The 14,006-nt window shown below is 66.5% G+C and carries 14 protein-coding genes; 3 read left to right on the top strand and 11 right to left on the bottom strand.

The window, feature by feature from the left end:
* Positions 1 to 175 precede the first annotated feature (175 nt).
* The 10 genes from C6Y53_RS12125 to C6Y53_RS12080 all read right to left on the bottom strand — a co-directional run bounded on the left by C6Y53_RS12125 (position 176) and on the right by C6Y53_RS12080 (position 9,973).
* Entirely contained in the window at positions 176 to 955 is a 780-nt protein-coding gene (locus C6Y53_RS12125; RefSeq protein WP_106472657.1) for an SDR family oxidoreductase, read from the bottom strand.
* Complete coding sequence (locus tag C6Y53_RS12120; protein ID WP_106472656.1) at positions 952 to 1,914, bottom strand: calcium/sodium antiporter; 963 nt, start codon at positions 1,912 to 1,914, stop codon at positions 952 to 954. The genes C6Y53_RS12125 and C6Y53_RS12120 overlap by 4 nt, the downstream gene beginning before the upstream one ends.
* Before the next feature lie 168 nt (positions 1,915 to 2,082).
* A complete protein-coding gene (locus C6Y53_RS12115; RefSeq protein WP_106472655.1) occupies positions 2,083 to 2,880 on the bottom strand; it encodes a S49 family peptidase in 798 nt (265 codons plus the stop codon).
* Between the two features lie 103 nt (positions 2,881 to 2,983).
* Complete coding sequence (locus C6Y53_RS12110; RefSeq protein WP_106472654.1) at positions 2,984 to 3,745, bottom strand: ABC transporter permease; 762 nt, start codon at positions 3,743 to 3,745, stop codon at positions 2,984 to 2,986.
* Positions 3,742 to 4,683: an ABC transporter ATP-binding protein gene (locus tag C6Y53_RS12105; RefSeq protein ID WP_106472653.1), complete on the bottom strand. Its 942-nt coding sequence runs from the start codon at positions 4,681 to 4,683 to the stop codon at positions 3,742 to 3,744. Before C6Y53_RS12105 ends, C6Y53_RS12110 begins: the two co-directional genes overlap by 4 nt.
* A gap of 14 nt (positions 4,684 to 4,697) precedes the next feature.
* Complete coding sequence (locus tag C6Y53_RS12100) at positions 4,698 to 5,240, bottom strand: SRPBCC family protein (protein WP_106472652.1); 543 nt, start codon at positions 5,238 to 5,240, stop codon at positions 4,698 to 4,700.
* A 75-nt stretch (positions 5,241 to 5,315) separates the two neighbouring features.
* A complete protein-coding gene (locus tag C6Y53_RS12095) occupies positions 5,316 to 6,176 on the bottom strand; it encodes a crotonase/enoyl-CoA hydratase family protein (RefSeq protein ID WP_106474081.1) in 861 nt (286 codons plus the stop codon).
* 164 nt (positions 6,177 to 6,340) lie between these two features.
* Positions 6,341 to 7,783: an NAD(P)(+) transhydrogenase (Re/Si-specific) subunit beta gene (locus C6Y53_RS12090; RefSeq protein WP_106472651.1), complete on the bottom strand. Its 1,443-nt coding sequence runs from the start codon at positions 7,781 to 7,783 to the stop codon at positions 6,341 to 6,343.
* Between the two features lie 10 nt (positions 7,784 to 7,793).
* The gene (locus C6Y53_RS12085; protein ID WP_106474080.1) at positions 7,794 to 9,365 is read right to left on the bottom strand and encodes a Re/Si-specific NAD(P)(+) transhydrogenase subunit alpha; all 1,572 of its coding nucleotides are present in this window, start codon (positions 9,363 to 9,365) and stop codon (positions 7,794 to 7,796) included.
* Between the two features lie 158 nt (positions 9,366 to 9,523).
* Positions 9,524 to 9,973 carry a methyltransferase family protein gene (locus tag C6Y53_RS12080; protein WP_106474079.1) on the bottom strand — a complete coding sequence of 150 codons (450 nt, stop codon included), beginning with the start codon at positions 9,971 to 9,973 and terminating at the stop codon, positions 9,524 to 9,526.
* 110 nt (positions 9,974 to 10,083) lie between these two features.
* Between C6Y53_RS12080 and C6Y53_RS12075 the strand changes: the two genes are divergently transcribed.
* Positions 10,084 to 10,836, top strand: coding sequence for an SDR family NAD(P)-dependent oxidoreductase (locus tag C6Y53_RS12075; RefSeq protein WP_106472650.1), 753 nt, complete (start codon positions 10,084 to 10,086; stop codon positions 10,834 to 10,836).
* A 10-nt stretch (positions 10,837 to 10,846) separates the two neighbouring features.
* Here C6Y53_RS12075 and C6Y53_RS12070 read toward each other — a convergent pair whose 3' ends face one another.
* Entirely contained in the window at positions 10,847 to 11,167 is a 321-nt protein-coding gene (locus tag C6Y53_RS12070) for a DMT family transporter (RefSeq protein WP_106472649.1), read from the bottom strand.
* A gap of 165 nt (positions 11,168 to 11,332) precedes the next feature.
* On the opposite strand from C6Y53_RS12070, the gene ttcA reads away from it, so the two are divergent.
* Both ttcA and C6Y53_RS12060 read left to right on the top strand, forming a co-directional pair.
* The gene (ttcA, locus tag C6Y53_RS12065) at positions 11,333 to 12,199 is read left to right on the top strand and encodes a tRNA 2-thiocytidine(32) synthetase TtcA (protein WP_106472648.1); all 867 of its coding nucleotides are present in this window, start codon (positions 11,333 to 11,335) and stop codon (positions 12,197 to 12,199) included.
* Between the two features lie 68 nt (positions 12,200 to 12,267).
* Positions 12,268 to 13,809: a putative bifunctional diguanylate cyclase/phosphodiesterase gene (locus C6Y53_RS12060; RefSeq protein ID WP_106472647.1), complete on the top strand. Its 1,542-nt coding sequence runs from the start codon at positions 12,268 to 12,270 to the stop codon at positions 13,807 to 13,809.
* Positions 13,810 to 14,006: the final 197 nt, after the last annotated feature.

The raw sequence follows: 14,006 nt of genomic DNA, 5'->3' as shown, positions 1-14,006 counted from the left end.
TTCTCGTTACATCCGGCAGGCATCGTCGCATTGCACAATTTTTGGGCGCCACCCCAACCCCTTGATTCCAAATGACAAAAAATTCACTCACTTGCAAGTCTTTGAAAACAAAGGCGGAAAGTCACAGAAATGTAACCATCCCGCGACCGGTGCAAAAGTCGGGTCGGATACCCGTCTATTCGACGCCCAGAACATCGGGTGTCTGCCAGCCGAGATGCTGCCCGCCATCGGGGCAGATCAGCTGACCGGTCACCGACGGCGCGTCGAGCAGGAACCCCAGCGCGGCGGTTATGTCGGCGGGATCGGCGCCGCGGCCGAGGACGGTTCCGGCCCGCTGGGCGGCGAAATGGCCGGCGCTCTGGCGCGCGCCGCGCAGGGTCGGGCCGGGGCCGATCGCATTCACCCGGATTGCGGGCGCCAAGGCCTGCGCCGCGGTGCGGGTCATCGCCCAAAGCCCCATCTTGGCAATGGTATAGCTGGTGAATTCCGGGGTCAGCTTGCGCACCCGCTGGTCGATCATGTTCACGATCAGACCGGTGGCAACCGGCTCTCCACCCGCGTCGCGATCGGGCGCCAGCCCCTGCGCCGCCATCGCCTGCGTCAGCACGAACGGCGCGCGCAGGTTGCTTTCGATATGCCGGTCCCAGCTGTTGCGCGTGGCGCTGGCATAGGTGTCATATTCGAACACCGACGCGTTGTTGACCAGGCAGGTGACCGGACCGCCCAGCGCCTGCGCCGCCTGCGGCAGCAACGCCCGGCTGCAGGTTTCGTCCAGCAGATCGCCCGGAAGCACCGCCGCACCGCGTCCCATCGCCCGGATTGCCGCCGCCGTCTCCTCGGCCCCGTCGCGCGAGGTGGCATAGTGGACGGCCACGTCGAAGCCGCGCCCGGCGAGATAGAGCGCCATCGCCCGGCCCAGCCGCTTGCCGGCGCCGGTGACCAGCGCCCGCATCATTTCAGGATCGCCAGGATATAGACCACATAGAGCACGGTCAGCACCACGCCCCATCTGCGGGTAATGTCCCGGCCGAAATAGACAAAGGGGATCAGCAGCAGCGACACCGCCAGCATCACCCATAGGTCGAATTCGAGGAACTCGGGATCGACCCGGATCGGCCCCACCAGCGACGCCACCCCGATGATCCCGAGCAGGTTGAAGATGTTCGACCCGATCACGTTGCCCAGCGCCACATCCGCCTGCCGCCGCAGCACGGCCATGACCGTCGTCGCCAGTTCGGGAAGCGAGGTGCCCAGCGCCACCAGCGTCAGGCCGATCACCGCGTCGCTGATGCCGTAGGTGCGCGCGATCTGGCTGGCATATTCGATCAGCAGGTTGGCGCCGACGGGCAGCGCGATCAGCCCGAGCAACAGATACAGCGCGATGCGCCAATACGGCATGTCCGGGTCGGCTTCGTCGATATCCTCGAGATCGTCATGTTCACCCGCGCGCTGATGCCTGCGCGCGGTGCGAAAGGCATCGGTCAGCACCACGACGAGCGCCCCCAGCAGCAGCAGCCCGGCCAGCTTGTCGAACACGTCGCGCGTGGCCAGCGCGATGAACAGCAACGACGACAGGATCATGAACTGATAGGTCCGGCGGGTGTTGCATTCGCTCGTGTGCAGGGTCGCCATCATGGCGGGCAGCCCCAGCACCAGCAGGATGTTGGCGGTGTTCGACCCGATCACGTTGCCCAGCGCGATGCCCGGCAACCCGTCCATCACCGCCTTGATCGAAATCAGCAGCTCGGGCGCCGAGGTGCCGAAGGCCACGATGGTCAGGCTGACGATGAGCGCCGGAACGCCCAGCCGCAGGCTCAGGTTCACCGCGCCGCGCACCAGCAGGTCGCCGCCCAGCAGCAGGATGCCGAGACCGAGACCGCTGAGCAGCCAGGCATGCAGGATCGGTCCGCTCATCCCCGCCGCCCCTTCCCGCAGGGGCAGGGTCCGCTGCCGATCCGGAACCGCCCGCAATTCGGGCAGCGCACCGAAGACAGCCGGTTCGATCCCGGCAGGCGCAAGCGCCCGAACATGGCCAGCACGGCCATGACCACCAGGAACAGGGAGACGATCTTGAGGATCACATCACAACCCGAACTGCGCGTAGGCCGCGCGTTCCTCGATCCCGGCCAGCGCGTCCTGCGCCAGTTGCGCCCCGAACCGCGCGAACCACGGACGGCGGGGGCCATAGCGCCGGATCCGCACCTTTTCGCCGTAACGTTCCTTCAGCTTCGGCGTCAGATGCCCGATGCCGTCGATCAGCCCCAGCGTGCAGGCGCGCCGCGCCAGCCAGATATCGCCGTTGAACAGGTCGGCCTTTGCATCGAGCCTGGATGCGCGGCGCGTCTTTACATGGGCGATGAAGTTGTCGTGAATGTCGCCGAGGATCACCTTCAGCCTGGCGACATCCTCTTCGTTTTCCGGGCGGAACGGGTCCAGCATGGATTTCGATTTGCCGGCGGTATGCACCCGCCGTTCGATCCCCTGGCGGGCCAGGAACACATGCGCCCCGAACCCTGCCGAGATCACGCCGATCGACCCCAGCACCGAGTTTTCGTCGGCCCAGATGTCGTCGGCGGCGCAGGCCAGCCAGTAGCCGCCCGAGGCGGCCACGTCCTCGACAAAGGCGTGGACGGGGATGTCCTTTTCCTCGGCGAGACGGCGGATTCGCGCCGCGATCAGCGCCGACTGCACCGGCGATCCGCCGGGCGAGTTGATCTCGAGCGCCACGGCGGCGGGCTTGCCGCGCCGGAACGCCTTTTCGATGGCCGGGCGCAGCGCCTCGTCGGTCAGCGCCGCGCGGCCGCCGACACCGATGGCCCCGGCGAGACGGATCACCGCGACCGTGGGCGGCTTGTTCAGGAAAGGCAGGCGAAGGTCCATGCGCTCAGATGTAGAGTGCGCCACGCGGTCAAACAAGACACGCCCCAAACTGATTTTCCGCGCATCCGGTTTCCGCCGGGTCGCGGGCAAAATTGCAACGGTGTCAACTGCGCAACCGCCAGCCCGTCCTGAAGATCCACCAGATCACGGCGAGGTTCAGGCAGGTGAAACCGGCGATGGCGACGAGGCTCAGCGCGACCGGAACGTCGGCCAGCCCGTAGAACGACCACCGGAACCCCGAGATCAGGTAGACCACCGGGTTGAACATGGTGATGGTCTGCCACAGCGGCGGCAGCATCGAGATCGAGTAGAACGACCCGCCAAGGAACACCAGCGGCGTGACGATCAGCAGCGGCACCAGTTGCAACTGCTCGAAATTGCCGGCCCATATGCCGATGATGAACCCCAGCAGGGCAAAGCTGAGGCAGGTCAGGATCAGGAACAGCACCATCGCCACCGGGTGCTGCACCTCGATATCGACAAAGAAATTGGCGGTGACCAGGATCACGACCCCGATGAACAGCGCCTTGGTCGCCGCCGCGCCCACATATCCCATCACGATTTCCAGGAAATTCACCGGCGCCGACAGCAATTCATAGATGGTGCCGATGAATTTCGGGAAATAGATGCCGAACGCTCCGTTCGAGATCGACTGGGTGATCACCGACAGCATCACCAGCCCCGGCACGATGAAGGCGCCATAGCTGACGCCGTCGACCTGCTGGATCCGGCTGCCGATCGCCGCGCCGAAGACCACGAAATAGAGCGAGGTGGACAGCACCGGCGACAGGAAGCTCTGCATCAGCGTGCGAAAGAACCGGGCCATTTCGAACCGGTAGATGGCTGCGACCGCGGACCAGTTCATTGCCGTGCCTCCGGCTGGCCGCCCGCGACGAGGCCCACGAAGATATCTTCGAGGCTGCTCTGGCGGGTCTGCACGTCACACAATGTCAGCCCGGCGGCGGCGATGTCGTTCAAGAGCGCGGTGATGCCGGTGCGCTCGGCCCGCGTGTCATAGGTGTAGATCAGGCTCTGCCGTTCCGCGCCCAGGTCGAGCGCATAGCCGCTCAGGGTGTCGGGCAGGGTCTCGACCGGGGCCGACAGCTGCACCTCGATCTGTTTCTGCCCCATCCGCCGCATCAGGCTGGCCTTGTCCTCGACCAGCAGCAGCTCGCCATGGTTTATGACGCCGACACGGTCGGCGATAGCCTCGGCCTCTTCGATGTAATGGGTGGTCAGGATGATGGTGACGCCATCGGCCTTGAGCTCGGCCACGGTGTCCCACATGTCCTTGCGCAGCTCGACATCCACGCCGGCGGTGGGTTCGTCCAGGAACAGGATGCGCGGGTCATGGGCCAGCGCCTTGGCGATCAGCACGCGCCGTTTCATGCCGCCCGACAGCGCCTTGATCGGGCTGTCGCGCTTGTCCCACAGCGACAGCCGCCGCAGGATGGTTTCGATCCGGGCATCGTCGCGGGGACGCCCGAAAAGGCCGCGCGAGAACCGCACCGTGTTCAGCACCCGCTCGAACGGCTCGAGCGAGATTTCCTGCGGCACCAGCCCGATCAATGAGCGCGCCGCGCGATAGCCGGTGACGCTGTCGTGACCGTCCACCGACACGCTGCCCGAGGTGGCGTTGGTGATCCCGCAGACGGTCGAGATCAGCGTCGTCTTGCCCGCGCCGTTGGGGCCGAGCAGGGCGAGGATCTCGCCCTGCTCGATATCGAGCGTGACGCCCTTGAGCGCCTCGAACCCGCCCTCGTAGGTCTTGCGCAGGTCGCGGATGGAGAGGATTGCAGACATGGTCGGGCCGCCGCTCAGCTTCGGCCGGTGATTTTCTTCAGCCAGCCCGTCTTGGCGCCGCTGTCCTCGCCGCCGCTATCGGCCTCGCCCCCGGCTGCATCCCCCGCGTCTTCTTCGGGCGGGGCGAAATGCGCCTGGAGATTGGCAAAGAACTGGTCGGCCATCTTCTTGGCAAAACCGTCGATGATCCGGCTGCCCAGCTGCGCCAGCTTGCCGCCGACCTTGGCCTCGACATCATAGGCCAGCAGGGTGCCGTCACCGTCGGGCGTCAGCGTCACCGATGCGCCCCCCTTGGCAAAGCCGGCAGCGCCCCCCTTGCCTTCGCCGTCGATGGTCAGGCTCTGGTTTTCCACCATGTCCGACATGGTGACCTGCCCCTTGAAGGTCGCCTTGACCGGTCCGACCTTCTGCGTGACCACGGCGGCATAGCCGTCACCGGGCGATCCGGTCACCTCGGTCGCACCCGGCACGCAGGCGCAGAGCACATCGGGATCCAGGATCGCGGCATAGACGGCGGCGGGGGGTGCCCCGATCCGCTTTTCATCACTCATCTTCATCGGGTGGCTCCTCCCTGGCGGCCATGTTCCCGATCTGTAGCCGCTTCGCGGCACGGGGCCAAGGGCAACGGCGCATCAGCGGTTGCGCCGGGGGATTTCACGGTTCGCGGTCCAGTCGAACGTGCCGCTGTCGCGTTCCTCCACCGCCTGTTTCCAGCCCCGGCTTTCCGCCCGTTCCTTGAAATGGATCCCCTCGGGCGAATGGCGGGTGATGCCGTCAAAGATCGTCGCCAGCCGCTGGGTCTGCATCAGCCCGGTCTGTTCGATCGCCTGGTTGATCACCATTTTCTGCATCGCGAGCTGGTTGACCGGCACCGTCGCCATCCGGCCGGCCAGCTCCTCAACCGCGTCGTCGAGCCGCTCCGCCGGCACCGCCTTCAGAACCAGCCCCATATCCGCCGCCTCGCGCCCGGTGATCTTGTCGCCGGTGAACAGCATCCGCTTGGCCCGTTCGGCCCCCAGCCGATACACCCACATCGCCGTGGTCGGGCAGCCCCAGACCCGCGCGGGCATGTAACCGATCTGCGCATCCTCGGCCATGATCGTCATGTCTGCGCACAGCGCGATGTCCGACCCGCCCGCCACCGCAAAGCCATGCACCTTGCAGACCACGGGTTTCACCGCCCGCCACAGCGACATGAAATGCTGGGTGTTGGCCCACATGAACCTGTAATCCCTGACCGGGTCCCAGGGCATCGGCTGGGTCGCCTCGCCCGACCCGTTGCCCTCGGCATAGAAGGTCAGGTCATAGCCCGCGCAGAAGGCCGGGCCATTACCCGACAGGACCATCACATGAACCCGGTCATCGGCATCGGCGCGCGACACCGCGTCGGCCAGCGCGACCGGCAGTTCATCGTCGATCGCGTTCATCACCTCGGGCCGGTTGAGCGTGATCCGCCCGATCCGCCCGTCCCGTTCATATTCTACAACGGCCATCGTCACCTCTCCTTGTTGCCGGTCCACTCTGGGGCAGGAACGGCGGGGCGGACAAGCCGGTGTTCAGCGGCCATCGGGCGGTTCAGGATCGCCGCGTCGGTGCAGGCGCAAAGCAAAAGGCCCCGCCGCTTCCGGCAGGGCCCTCTGGTGCGTTTGCGCCGCGCTCAGTCGATCAGCGGCAGCAGCTTGTCCAGAGACTGTTTTGCATCGCCATAGAACATCCGCGTGTTTTCCTTGAAGAACAGCGGGTTCTCGATCCCCGAATAGCCGGTGCCCTGCCCGCGCTTGGACACGAAGACCTGCTTGGCCTTCCAGCATTCCAGCACCGGCATCCCGGCGATGGGGCTGTTGGGGTCGTCCTGCGCGGCCGGGTTCACGATGTCGTTGGACCCGATGACGATCGCCACGTCGGTATCGGGGAAATCGTCGTTGATCTCGTCCATTTCCAGCACGATGTCATAGGGCACCTTGGCCTCGGCCAGCAGCACGTTCATGTGGCCCGGCAGGCGGCCGGCGACGGGGTGGATGGCGAAACGCACCTCCTTGCCCCGCGCCCGCAGCTTGCGCACCAGTTCGCTGACCGATTGCTGCGCCTGCGCCACCGCCATGCCATAGCCCGGAATGATGATGACGCTGTCGGCCTCGTTCAGGGCCTGCGCCACGCCGTCGGCCTCGATCGCGACCATTTCGCCCTCGACCTCCATCTGCGGACCGGTGGTGCCGCCGAAGCCGCCCAGGATCACCGACACGAAATGCCGGTTCATCGCCTTGCACATGATGTAGGACAGGATCGCACCCGACGAGCCCACCAGCGCGCCGGTGACGATCAGCAGGTCGTTGCCGAGCGTGAACCCGATCGCGGCGGCGGCCCAGCCCGAGTAGCTGTTGAGCATCGACACCACCACCGGCATGTCGGCGCCGCCGATGCCCATGATCAGGTGATAGCCGATGAACAGCGCCAGCAGCGTGATCGCCACCAGCCACAGCATCACCGGCCCCGCGTCCGCCACATAAAGCACCGCGAGGATGGCCGAGATCCCGGCGGCGGCCGCGTTCAGGACATGGCCGCCGGGCAGTTGCGCCGGCTTGCCGTCGATCCTGCCGGCCAGCTTGCCAAAGGCCACGACCGATCCGGTAAAGGTCACCGCGCCAATGAACACGCCCAGCACGACCTCGATCTGAAGCATGTTCAGTTCGGCCGCCGTCTTGTGGGTCAGGACCTCGGCAAAACCGCGGAACACGGTGTCGGCGCCCTGGCTCAGGGCGCTGGTGACGCGGCCCAGTTCGATCTGGGCGTTGAAGCCGACGAAAACCGCGGCGAGGCCGACCAGCGAATGCATCGCGGCGACCAGTTGCGGCATCTCGGTCATCTGCACGCGCTGCGCGATGACCCAGCCCCCGGCACCGCCGACCGCGATCAGCACCAGCGACAGGAACCAGTTGCCCGATCCCGGCCCCATCAGCGTGGCCAGGACGGCCAGCGCCATGCCGACGATACCGTACCAAATCGCGCGTTTGGCGCTTTCCTGCCCGCTCAGCCCGCCCAGGGCGAGGATGAACAGGATCGCGGCGACCACATAGGCAGCAGTGGTGAAACCCATTTCCATCACCCTTTCCTTACGATTTCTGGAACATGGCCAGCATCCGGCGCGTGACCAGGAAACCGCCGAAAATGTTGACACCGGCCATCAGCACCGACAACGCCGCCAGCAGCAGCACCAGCCAGTTGCCGGATCCGATCTGCATCAGGGCGCCGACGATGATGATCGACGAGATCGCGTTGGTGATCGCCATCAGCGGCGTGTGCAGGCTGTGGCTGACGTTCCAGATCACCTGGAAGCCCACGAACACGGCCAGCACGAAGACGATGAAATGCGACATGAAACTGGCGGGCGCCACCGCGCCAACCAGCAGCAGGGCCAGCCCGCCCGCGGCCAGCATGGTGACCTGGCTCTTGGTCTGCGCCTTGAACTCGGCCAGTTCCTGCGCCTTGCGCTCTTCCGGCGTCAGTTCCTTCGGCTTTTCCTGCGGCCGCGCGGCGATGGCCTGCACCTTGGGCGGCGGCGGCGGATAGGTGATTTCCTTGTCATGGGTGATCGTCGCGCCCCGGATCACGTCATCCTCCATGTCATGGTCGATGACGCCGTCCTTTTCCGGGGTCAGGTCGGTCATCATGTGGCGGATATTGGTGGCGTAGAGCGTCGAGCTCTGCGTTGCCATCCGCGACGGGAAATCGGTATAGCCGACGATGGTCACGCCGTTTTCGGTGACGATCTTTTCGTCGGGCACCGTCAGTTCGCAATTGCCGCCGCGTTCGGCGGCGAGGTCCACGATCACGCTGCCGGGCTTCATCGCCTCGACCATGTCGGCGGTCCACAGCACCGGCGCGTCCCGGTTCGGGATCAGCGCGGTGGTGATGACGATATCCATCTCGGGCGCCAGTTCGCGGAATTTCTCGAGCTGCTTCTCGCGAAACTCGGGGCTCGACGGGGCGGCATAGCCGCCGGTCGCGGCGCCATCCTGCTGGGATTCCTCGAAATCGAGATAGACGAATTCGGCACCCATCGATTCGATCTGCTCGGCCACTTCGGGGCGCACGTCGAACGCGAGGGTGATCGCGCCGAGGCTGGTCGCCGTGCCGATCGCGGCCAGACCGGCCACGCCGGCGCCGACGATCAGCACCTTGGCGGGCGGCACCTTGCCGGCGGCGGTCACCTGGCCGGTGAAGAAGCGGCCGAAATTGTTGCCCGCCTCGATCACCGCGCGATAGCCGGCGATATTGGCCATCGAACTCAGCGCATCCATTTTCTGCGCCCGCGAGATACGCGGCACCATGTCCATGGCGATGGTGGTCGCCCCGCGCGCGGCGGCCTTTTTCAGCAGCTTCTCGTTGGACGCCGGATAGAAGAACGAAATCAGCGTCTGGTCGGGCTGCAGGCGTTTGACCTCGGTTTCCGTGGGCGGGCGCACCTTGGCCACCACGTCGGCGGCCTTGAACAGGGCGGCGGCGGTCTTGACCACCTCGACCCCCGCGGCCTCATAGGCGGCGTCCGAGAACCCGGCAGCCGCACCGGCGCCGGTCTCGATCAGGCAGTCATGACCTAGCTTCTGAAGCGCCTGCGCGCTCTCAGGCGTCATCGCGACGCGATTTTCACCCTCGAAGACTTCCTTCGGTGTGCCGATTTTCACGCTGAGATCCCCCTTGCCACCCGCCATGGGCGTTCATCTGGTTCCGCTTGCAGGTGCTCCACCTAGCTTGCAAGCCCTGTTTTCGCAAGTATGCCGCAACTGCAGCATGGCCTGCACGAGATTTTCGACAAGAATCCGGCCGCCGTGAAGCAAAAAAGTTACAGCCAGCGTGGAACGTCACGTTCGAAACGTGCGTAGTCGGCGCGGAACTGGCGGCGCAGGCGGTTTTCCTCGGGGATGATGAACCGCCTTTCGATCACCCAGACGAACATCGGCACCAGCACCAGCGACGGCACCGCGTCGAACCACAGCAGGAGCCCGGCCAGGATCAGGGCATCGGCCAGATAGATCGGGTTGCGCGAGCGTTTGTAGATGCCGGACCGGACCAGCCGGGCGGGGTCACCATGCGGGTGAACCGTGGTGTGCTGGCGCCGAAGCTCGGCCAGGGCCAGCGCGGCCAGTACCAGCCCGCCGCCCACAAGCAACCCGGCCAGCAATCCGGTCACGGGATGATCGAGGCTCAGCCCCAGCGGCCGGTAACGCGCCTGCGTCCAGCCCATCAGGATAAAGGCCAACAACCAGGCGGGCGGGATATCGAGATGCTTCATGGCGCCATATTCCGCAATCATTCCGGCGATGCAAAGTGACGGAACGGCGCATCTTGCCCCGCCCGCCCCCGCCGCTAGGCTGCGCGACAACCGATCAGGGGAGGAACGGCATGGAACTCAGCGGCAAACACGCATTCGTCACCGGCGGCGGCACCGGCATCGGGCTGGCCATCGCCCGCGCATTGGCCGCCGATGGCGCAAAGGTGACGATCACCGGCCGCCGGCAAGAGGTGCTGGACGCGGTCGCCGGTGGCAACATCACCGGGCTGGCCATGGATGTGCGCGACGAAGAGGACGTCGTGGCCAAGATCGCCGCCGCGGTGGACCGCAACGGCCCGGTGCAGATCTGCATCGCCAATGCCGGCATCGCCGAGGGCCGCGCCCTGCACAAGACCACGCTGGACTTCTGGCGCAACATGATGGCCACCAATCTCGACGGTGCCTTTCTGACCATCCGCGAATGCCTGACCTCGATGCACCAGACCGACTGGGGCCGGGTGATCACCATTTCCTCGATGGCCGGGCTGCGCGGGCTCAAGGGCGCGCCCTGCTATTCGGCCACCAAGCACGGGCTGATCGGCCTGACCCGCGCGCTGAGCGAGGATTACATGGGCAAGCCCATCACCTTCAACGCGATCTGCCCGGCCTATGTGGACACGCCGATCGTCGGCCAGAACGTCGCCTCGATCACCGAACGCACCGGGATGAGCGACGACAAGGCGATGGAACTGATGGTCGGCGCGAACCGCCACGGGCGGCTGATCGCCCCCGAAGAGATCGCCGCCGCCGCGATGTGGCTGGTCGGCCCCGGTTCGGGCAGCGTCAACGGCCAGGCCATCGAGATCGCCGGCGGGCAGCTCTGAGCCGCGCGGATCAGGCGCCGGACACCAGCTTCAGCCCGACGATCCCCGCGAGGATGAGCGCGACACAGCCCAGCCGTGCCGCCGTTGCCGGCTCGGCCAGGAACAGGATGCCGAAGATCACCGTGCCCAGCGTGCCGATCCCCGTCCAGATCGCATAGCCGGTTCCCAGCGGGATCGTGCGCAGCGCGAGGCCGAGCAGCACGAGGCTCACGATCATCGACGCCGCCGTCAGCGCGGTCGGCCAGACCCGCGTGAAACCGTCGGTGTATTTCAGGCCTACCGCCCAGCCGACCTCGAACAGGCCGGCAAGACCCAGCAATATCCACGCCATCGGCGATCCCCTCCGGTTGTTTCGGTCCTCAACGACATTGCGCCAACAACCTTGCACCGGGCCGGTCCGGGTCGGCAATGGGCCCGGCGCGGATCGCGGATCGGGGTAACGCCCCCGCGAACCGCCACGCTTGCCCGGCTCCGGCAAAGCCGGTAAGGCGAGCCCATGCTGGATGACGCCGACGAGATTCACCCGCTCTTTGCCGGTGCCCCGCGCACGACCGGCTTTCGCAAGCTGCGCAAGCGCATCGTCCGCCAGACCCGCGAGGCGATCGATCAATATGGCATGATCGAACCCGGCGCCCGGTGGCTGGTCTGCCTGTCCGGAGGCAAGGACAGCTATACCCTGCTGGCGGTGCTGCACGAACTGAAATGGCGCGGCCTGCTGCCGGTCGACCTGCTGGCCTGCAATCTCGACCAGGGCCAGCCGGGATTTCCCGCCACGGTGCTGCCGGAATTTCTGGAAAAGATGGGCGTGCCGCATCGGATCGAATACCAGGACACCTATTCGGTCGTCATGGACAAGGTTCCGCAGGGGCGCACCTATTGCGCGCTGTGTTCCCGGCTGCGGCGCGGCAATCTCTACCGAATCGCCCGCGAGGAAGGATGCTCGGCGGTGGTGCTGGGCCATCATCGCGACGACATCCTCGAGACCTTCTTCATGAATCTCTTTCACGGCGGGCGGCTGGCGACGATGCCGCCCAAGCTGGTGAACGAAGAGGGCGACCTGTTCGTCTATCGCCCGCTTGCGCATGTGGCCGAGGACGACTGCGCCAGGTTCGCGGCGGCGATGGACTATCCGATCATTCCCTGCGATCTCTGCGGCAGCCAGGACGGGCTGCAACGGCAACAGGTCAAGGCGATTCTCGACGGTTGGGAAAAGACCCGCCCGGGACGGCGGCAGGTGATGTTCCGGGCGCTGATGAACGCGCGGCCATCGCATTTGCTGGACCCGGAGCTGTTCGATTTCGCCGGGCTCGAGCGCAACCGGGTCCAGCCCCGGACCGACAGCGAAATTCCGCTTCTGCGTTAACCGAAGGGTCAGATACCGGGCCTAAGGTCGGCGGGGTGCAGTTGCACCAAGCATCGAAAGGCCCCGCCATGCGGAACCCGGTTTCCCGCCGCCTGAAACGGCTCTGCCAGCAGATCGCCCCGGCCCTGACCGGCCCGCCGGCGCTCGCGTTCCTTCCCGCGCTGACACTGGGCGCCTTCTGGTGGGGCGGCGAACATGCGCTGCTGGCGGTGGCGCTGGGCCTACCGCTCGCGCTGCTGGCGCTCGGGGCCGGGGGCGCCCCGGCCATCGCAACCGAACCGCGCGACCGCGCAACCGGCCTGATGCTGCGGGACGAATTCGACCGCGAAACCGAAAATCTATATGAACAAACCATGAACTCCGGGCTGCGGTCGAGCTGTTTCGTGGTCGAACTGGACGAGTTTCGCGAGTTTTCCGCGCGCCACGGACAAGAGGCGGCGGACCAGGTGCTGCATCGAACCGGTGAACGGATCCTGTCGGCGCTGCGCCATGGCGACATCGTCGCGCGCACCGGCGACAGCCGTTTCGCGATCTGCCTGACGCCGGTGCGCCAGCTCGATCTGGAAACCTGCATCGCGCTGGCGGGCCGCATGCAGGCCGCGGTCGAGGAACCGGCACCGCTCGGCGGGCTGACGGTCTATGTCTCCTGCTCGATCGGGTTCTGCCTGCGCAACCGCGCGCCGGGGGACAGCGCCGCCGACTGGCGCCAGGCCGCCGCCGCCGCCCTGAACGAGGCGCAGCAGACCGGCCCGTCGGCGATCCGTGCGTTTTCGGCCGAGATGCAGCAACGCCGGCGCGAACGGTCCGATCTGCGCGACGACGCCGCCGCCGCGCTCGAAACCGGACAGATCCGGCCCTGGTTCCAGCCGCAGATCTGCACCGATACCGGCCGCATTACCGGGTTCGAGGCCCTGGCGCGCTGGACCCACCCCGCCCATGGCATGGTGTCACCCGACCGGTTCCTGCCCGAAATGGAACAGGCCGGGCTGCTGAGCCGCCTGGGGCAGGTCATTCTATACCACGCCTTTACCGCGCTCAAGGCATGGGACTGCGCCGGTGTCGACGTGCCCCGGGTCGGGATCAATTTCACCACCGCCGAACTGCGCGACCCCGGCCTGCTGGACCGGATTGGCTGGGAACTGGACCGGTTCGACCTGACCCCGGACCGGCTCGCGGTCGAGGTGCTGGAATCGGTCGTCTCCGATTGCGACGACATCGTCGCCCGCAACATCGCCGGCCTGGCGGAACTGGGCTGCCGCATCGACCTGGACGATTTCGGCACCGGCAACGCCTCGATCGCGGCGATCCGCCGTTTCGCGGTGTCGCGGATCAAGATCGACCGGTCTTTCGTGACCAAGGCCGATCGCGACCCCGATCAGCACCGGCTGCTGGGCGCGATCCTGACCATGGCCGAACGGCTGGGCCTGGAAACGCTGGCCGAAGGCGTCGAAACCGTGGGCGAACACGCGCTGCTGGCGCAGCTGGGCTGCGATCATGTGCAGGGCTTCGGCATCGGCCGGCCGATGCCCTTTGACCAGACCCTCAACTGGATCGCGGCCCATCGCAACAAGCTGAACCCGACACCGCAGATCAGCCGCAGCGCACGCTAGCCCCCAGCAGCCCCGCAGCAACGCGGCAGCCGGCGCGGCGCGGGTGGCGGCGGCATCGGTCCGGGCCCGGATCGCGCCGCCGGGCGGGTGCCGGCAGGTCAATTCCGGCGGCCCGGCAGGCGGGCCGGGCCACGCCCGGCCCCCGCGCAATCCCTGATACGCCAGATGGGCGCCCCGCCGGGCGGGGCACGGCCCGA

This window comes from Pukyongiella litopenaei, from assembly GCF_003008555.2.
Lineage (GTDB): Bacteria > Pseudomonadota > Alphaproteobacteria > Rhodobacterales > Rhodobacteraceae > Pukyongiella > Pukyongiella litopenaei.
This window is presented reverse-complemented; position numbering and strand designations above follow the sequence as displayed.

Coding starts and splice junctions, on each gene's coding strand:
- C6Y53_RS12095 (WP_106474081.1), bottom strand. CDS start 6,176: ATGGCCGTTGTAGAATATGAACGGGACGGGCGGATCGGGCGGATCACG.
- C6Y53_RS12125 (WP_106472657.1), bottom strand. CDS start 955: ATGATGCGGGCGCTGGTCACCGGCGCCGGCAAGCGGCTGGGCCGGGCG.
- C6Y53_RS12080 (WP_106474079.1), bottom strand. CDS start 9,973: ATGAAGCATCTCGATATCCCGCCCGCCTGGTTGTTGGCCTTTATCCTG.
- C6Y53_RS12110 (WP_106472654.1), bottom strand. CDS start 3,745: ATGAACTGGTCCGCGGTCGCAGCCATCTACCGGTTCGAAATGGCCCGG.
- C6Y53_RS12090 (WP_106472651.1), bottom strand. CDS start 7,783: ATGGAAATGGGTTTCACCACTGCTGCCTATGTGGTCGCCGCGATCCTG.
- C6Y53_RS12060 (WP_106472647.1), top strand. CDS start 12,268: ATGCGGAACCCGGTTTCCCGCCGCCTGAAACGGCTCTGCCAGCAGATC.
- C6Y53_RS12115 (WP_106472655.1), bottom strand. CDS start 2,880: ATGGACCTTCGCCTGCCTTTCCTGAACAAGCCGCCCACGGTCGCGGTG.
- C6Y53_RS12120 (WP_106472656.1), bottom strand. CDS start 1,914: ATGAGCGGACCGATCCTGCATGCCTGGCTGCTCAGCGGTCTCGGTCTC.
- C6Y53_RS12070 (WP_106472649.1), bottom strand. CDS start 11,167: ATGGCGTGGATATTGCTGGGTCTTGCCGGCCTGTTCGAGGTCGGCTGG.
- C6Y53_RS12075 (WP_106472650.1), top strand. CDS start 10,084: ATGGAACTCAGCGGCAAACACGCATTCGTCACCGGCGGCGGCACCGGC.
- C6Y53_RS12105 (WP_106472653.1), bottom strand. CDS start 4,683: ATGTCTGCAATCCTCTCCATCCGCGACCTGCGCAAGACCTACGAGGGC.
- ttcA (WP_106472648.1), top strand. CDS start 11,333: ATGCTGGATGACGCCGACGAGATTCACCCGCTCTTTGCCGGTGCCCCG.
- C6Y53_RS12100 (WP_106472652.1), bottom strand. CDS start 5,240: ATGAAGATGAGTGATGAAAAGCGGATCGGGGCACCCCCCGCCGCCGTC.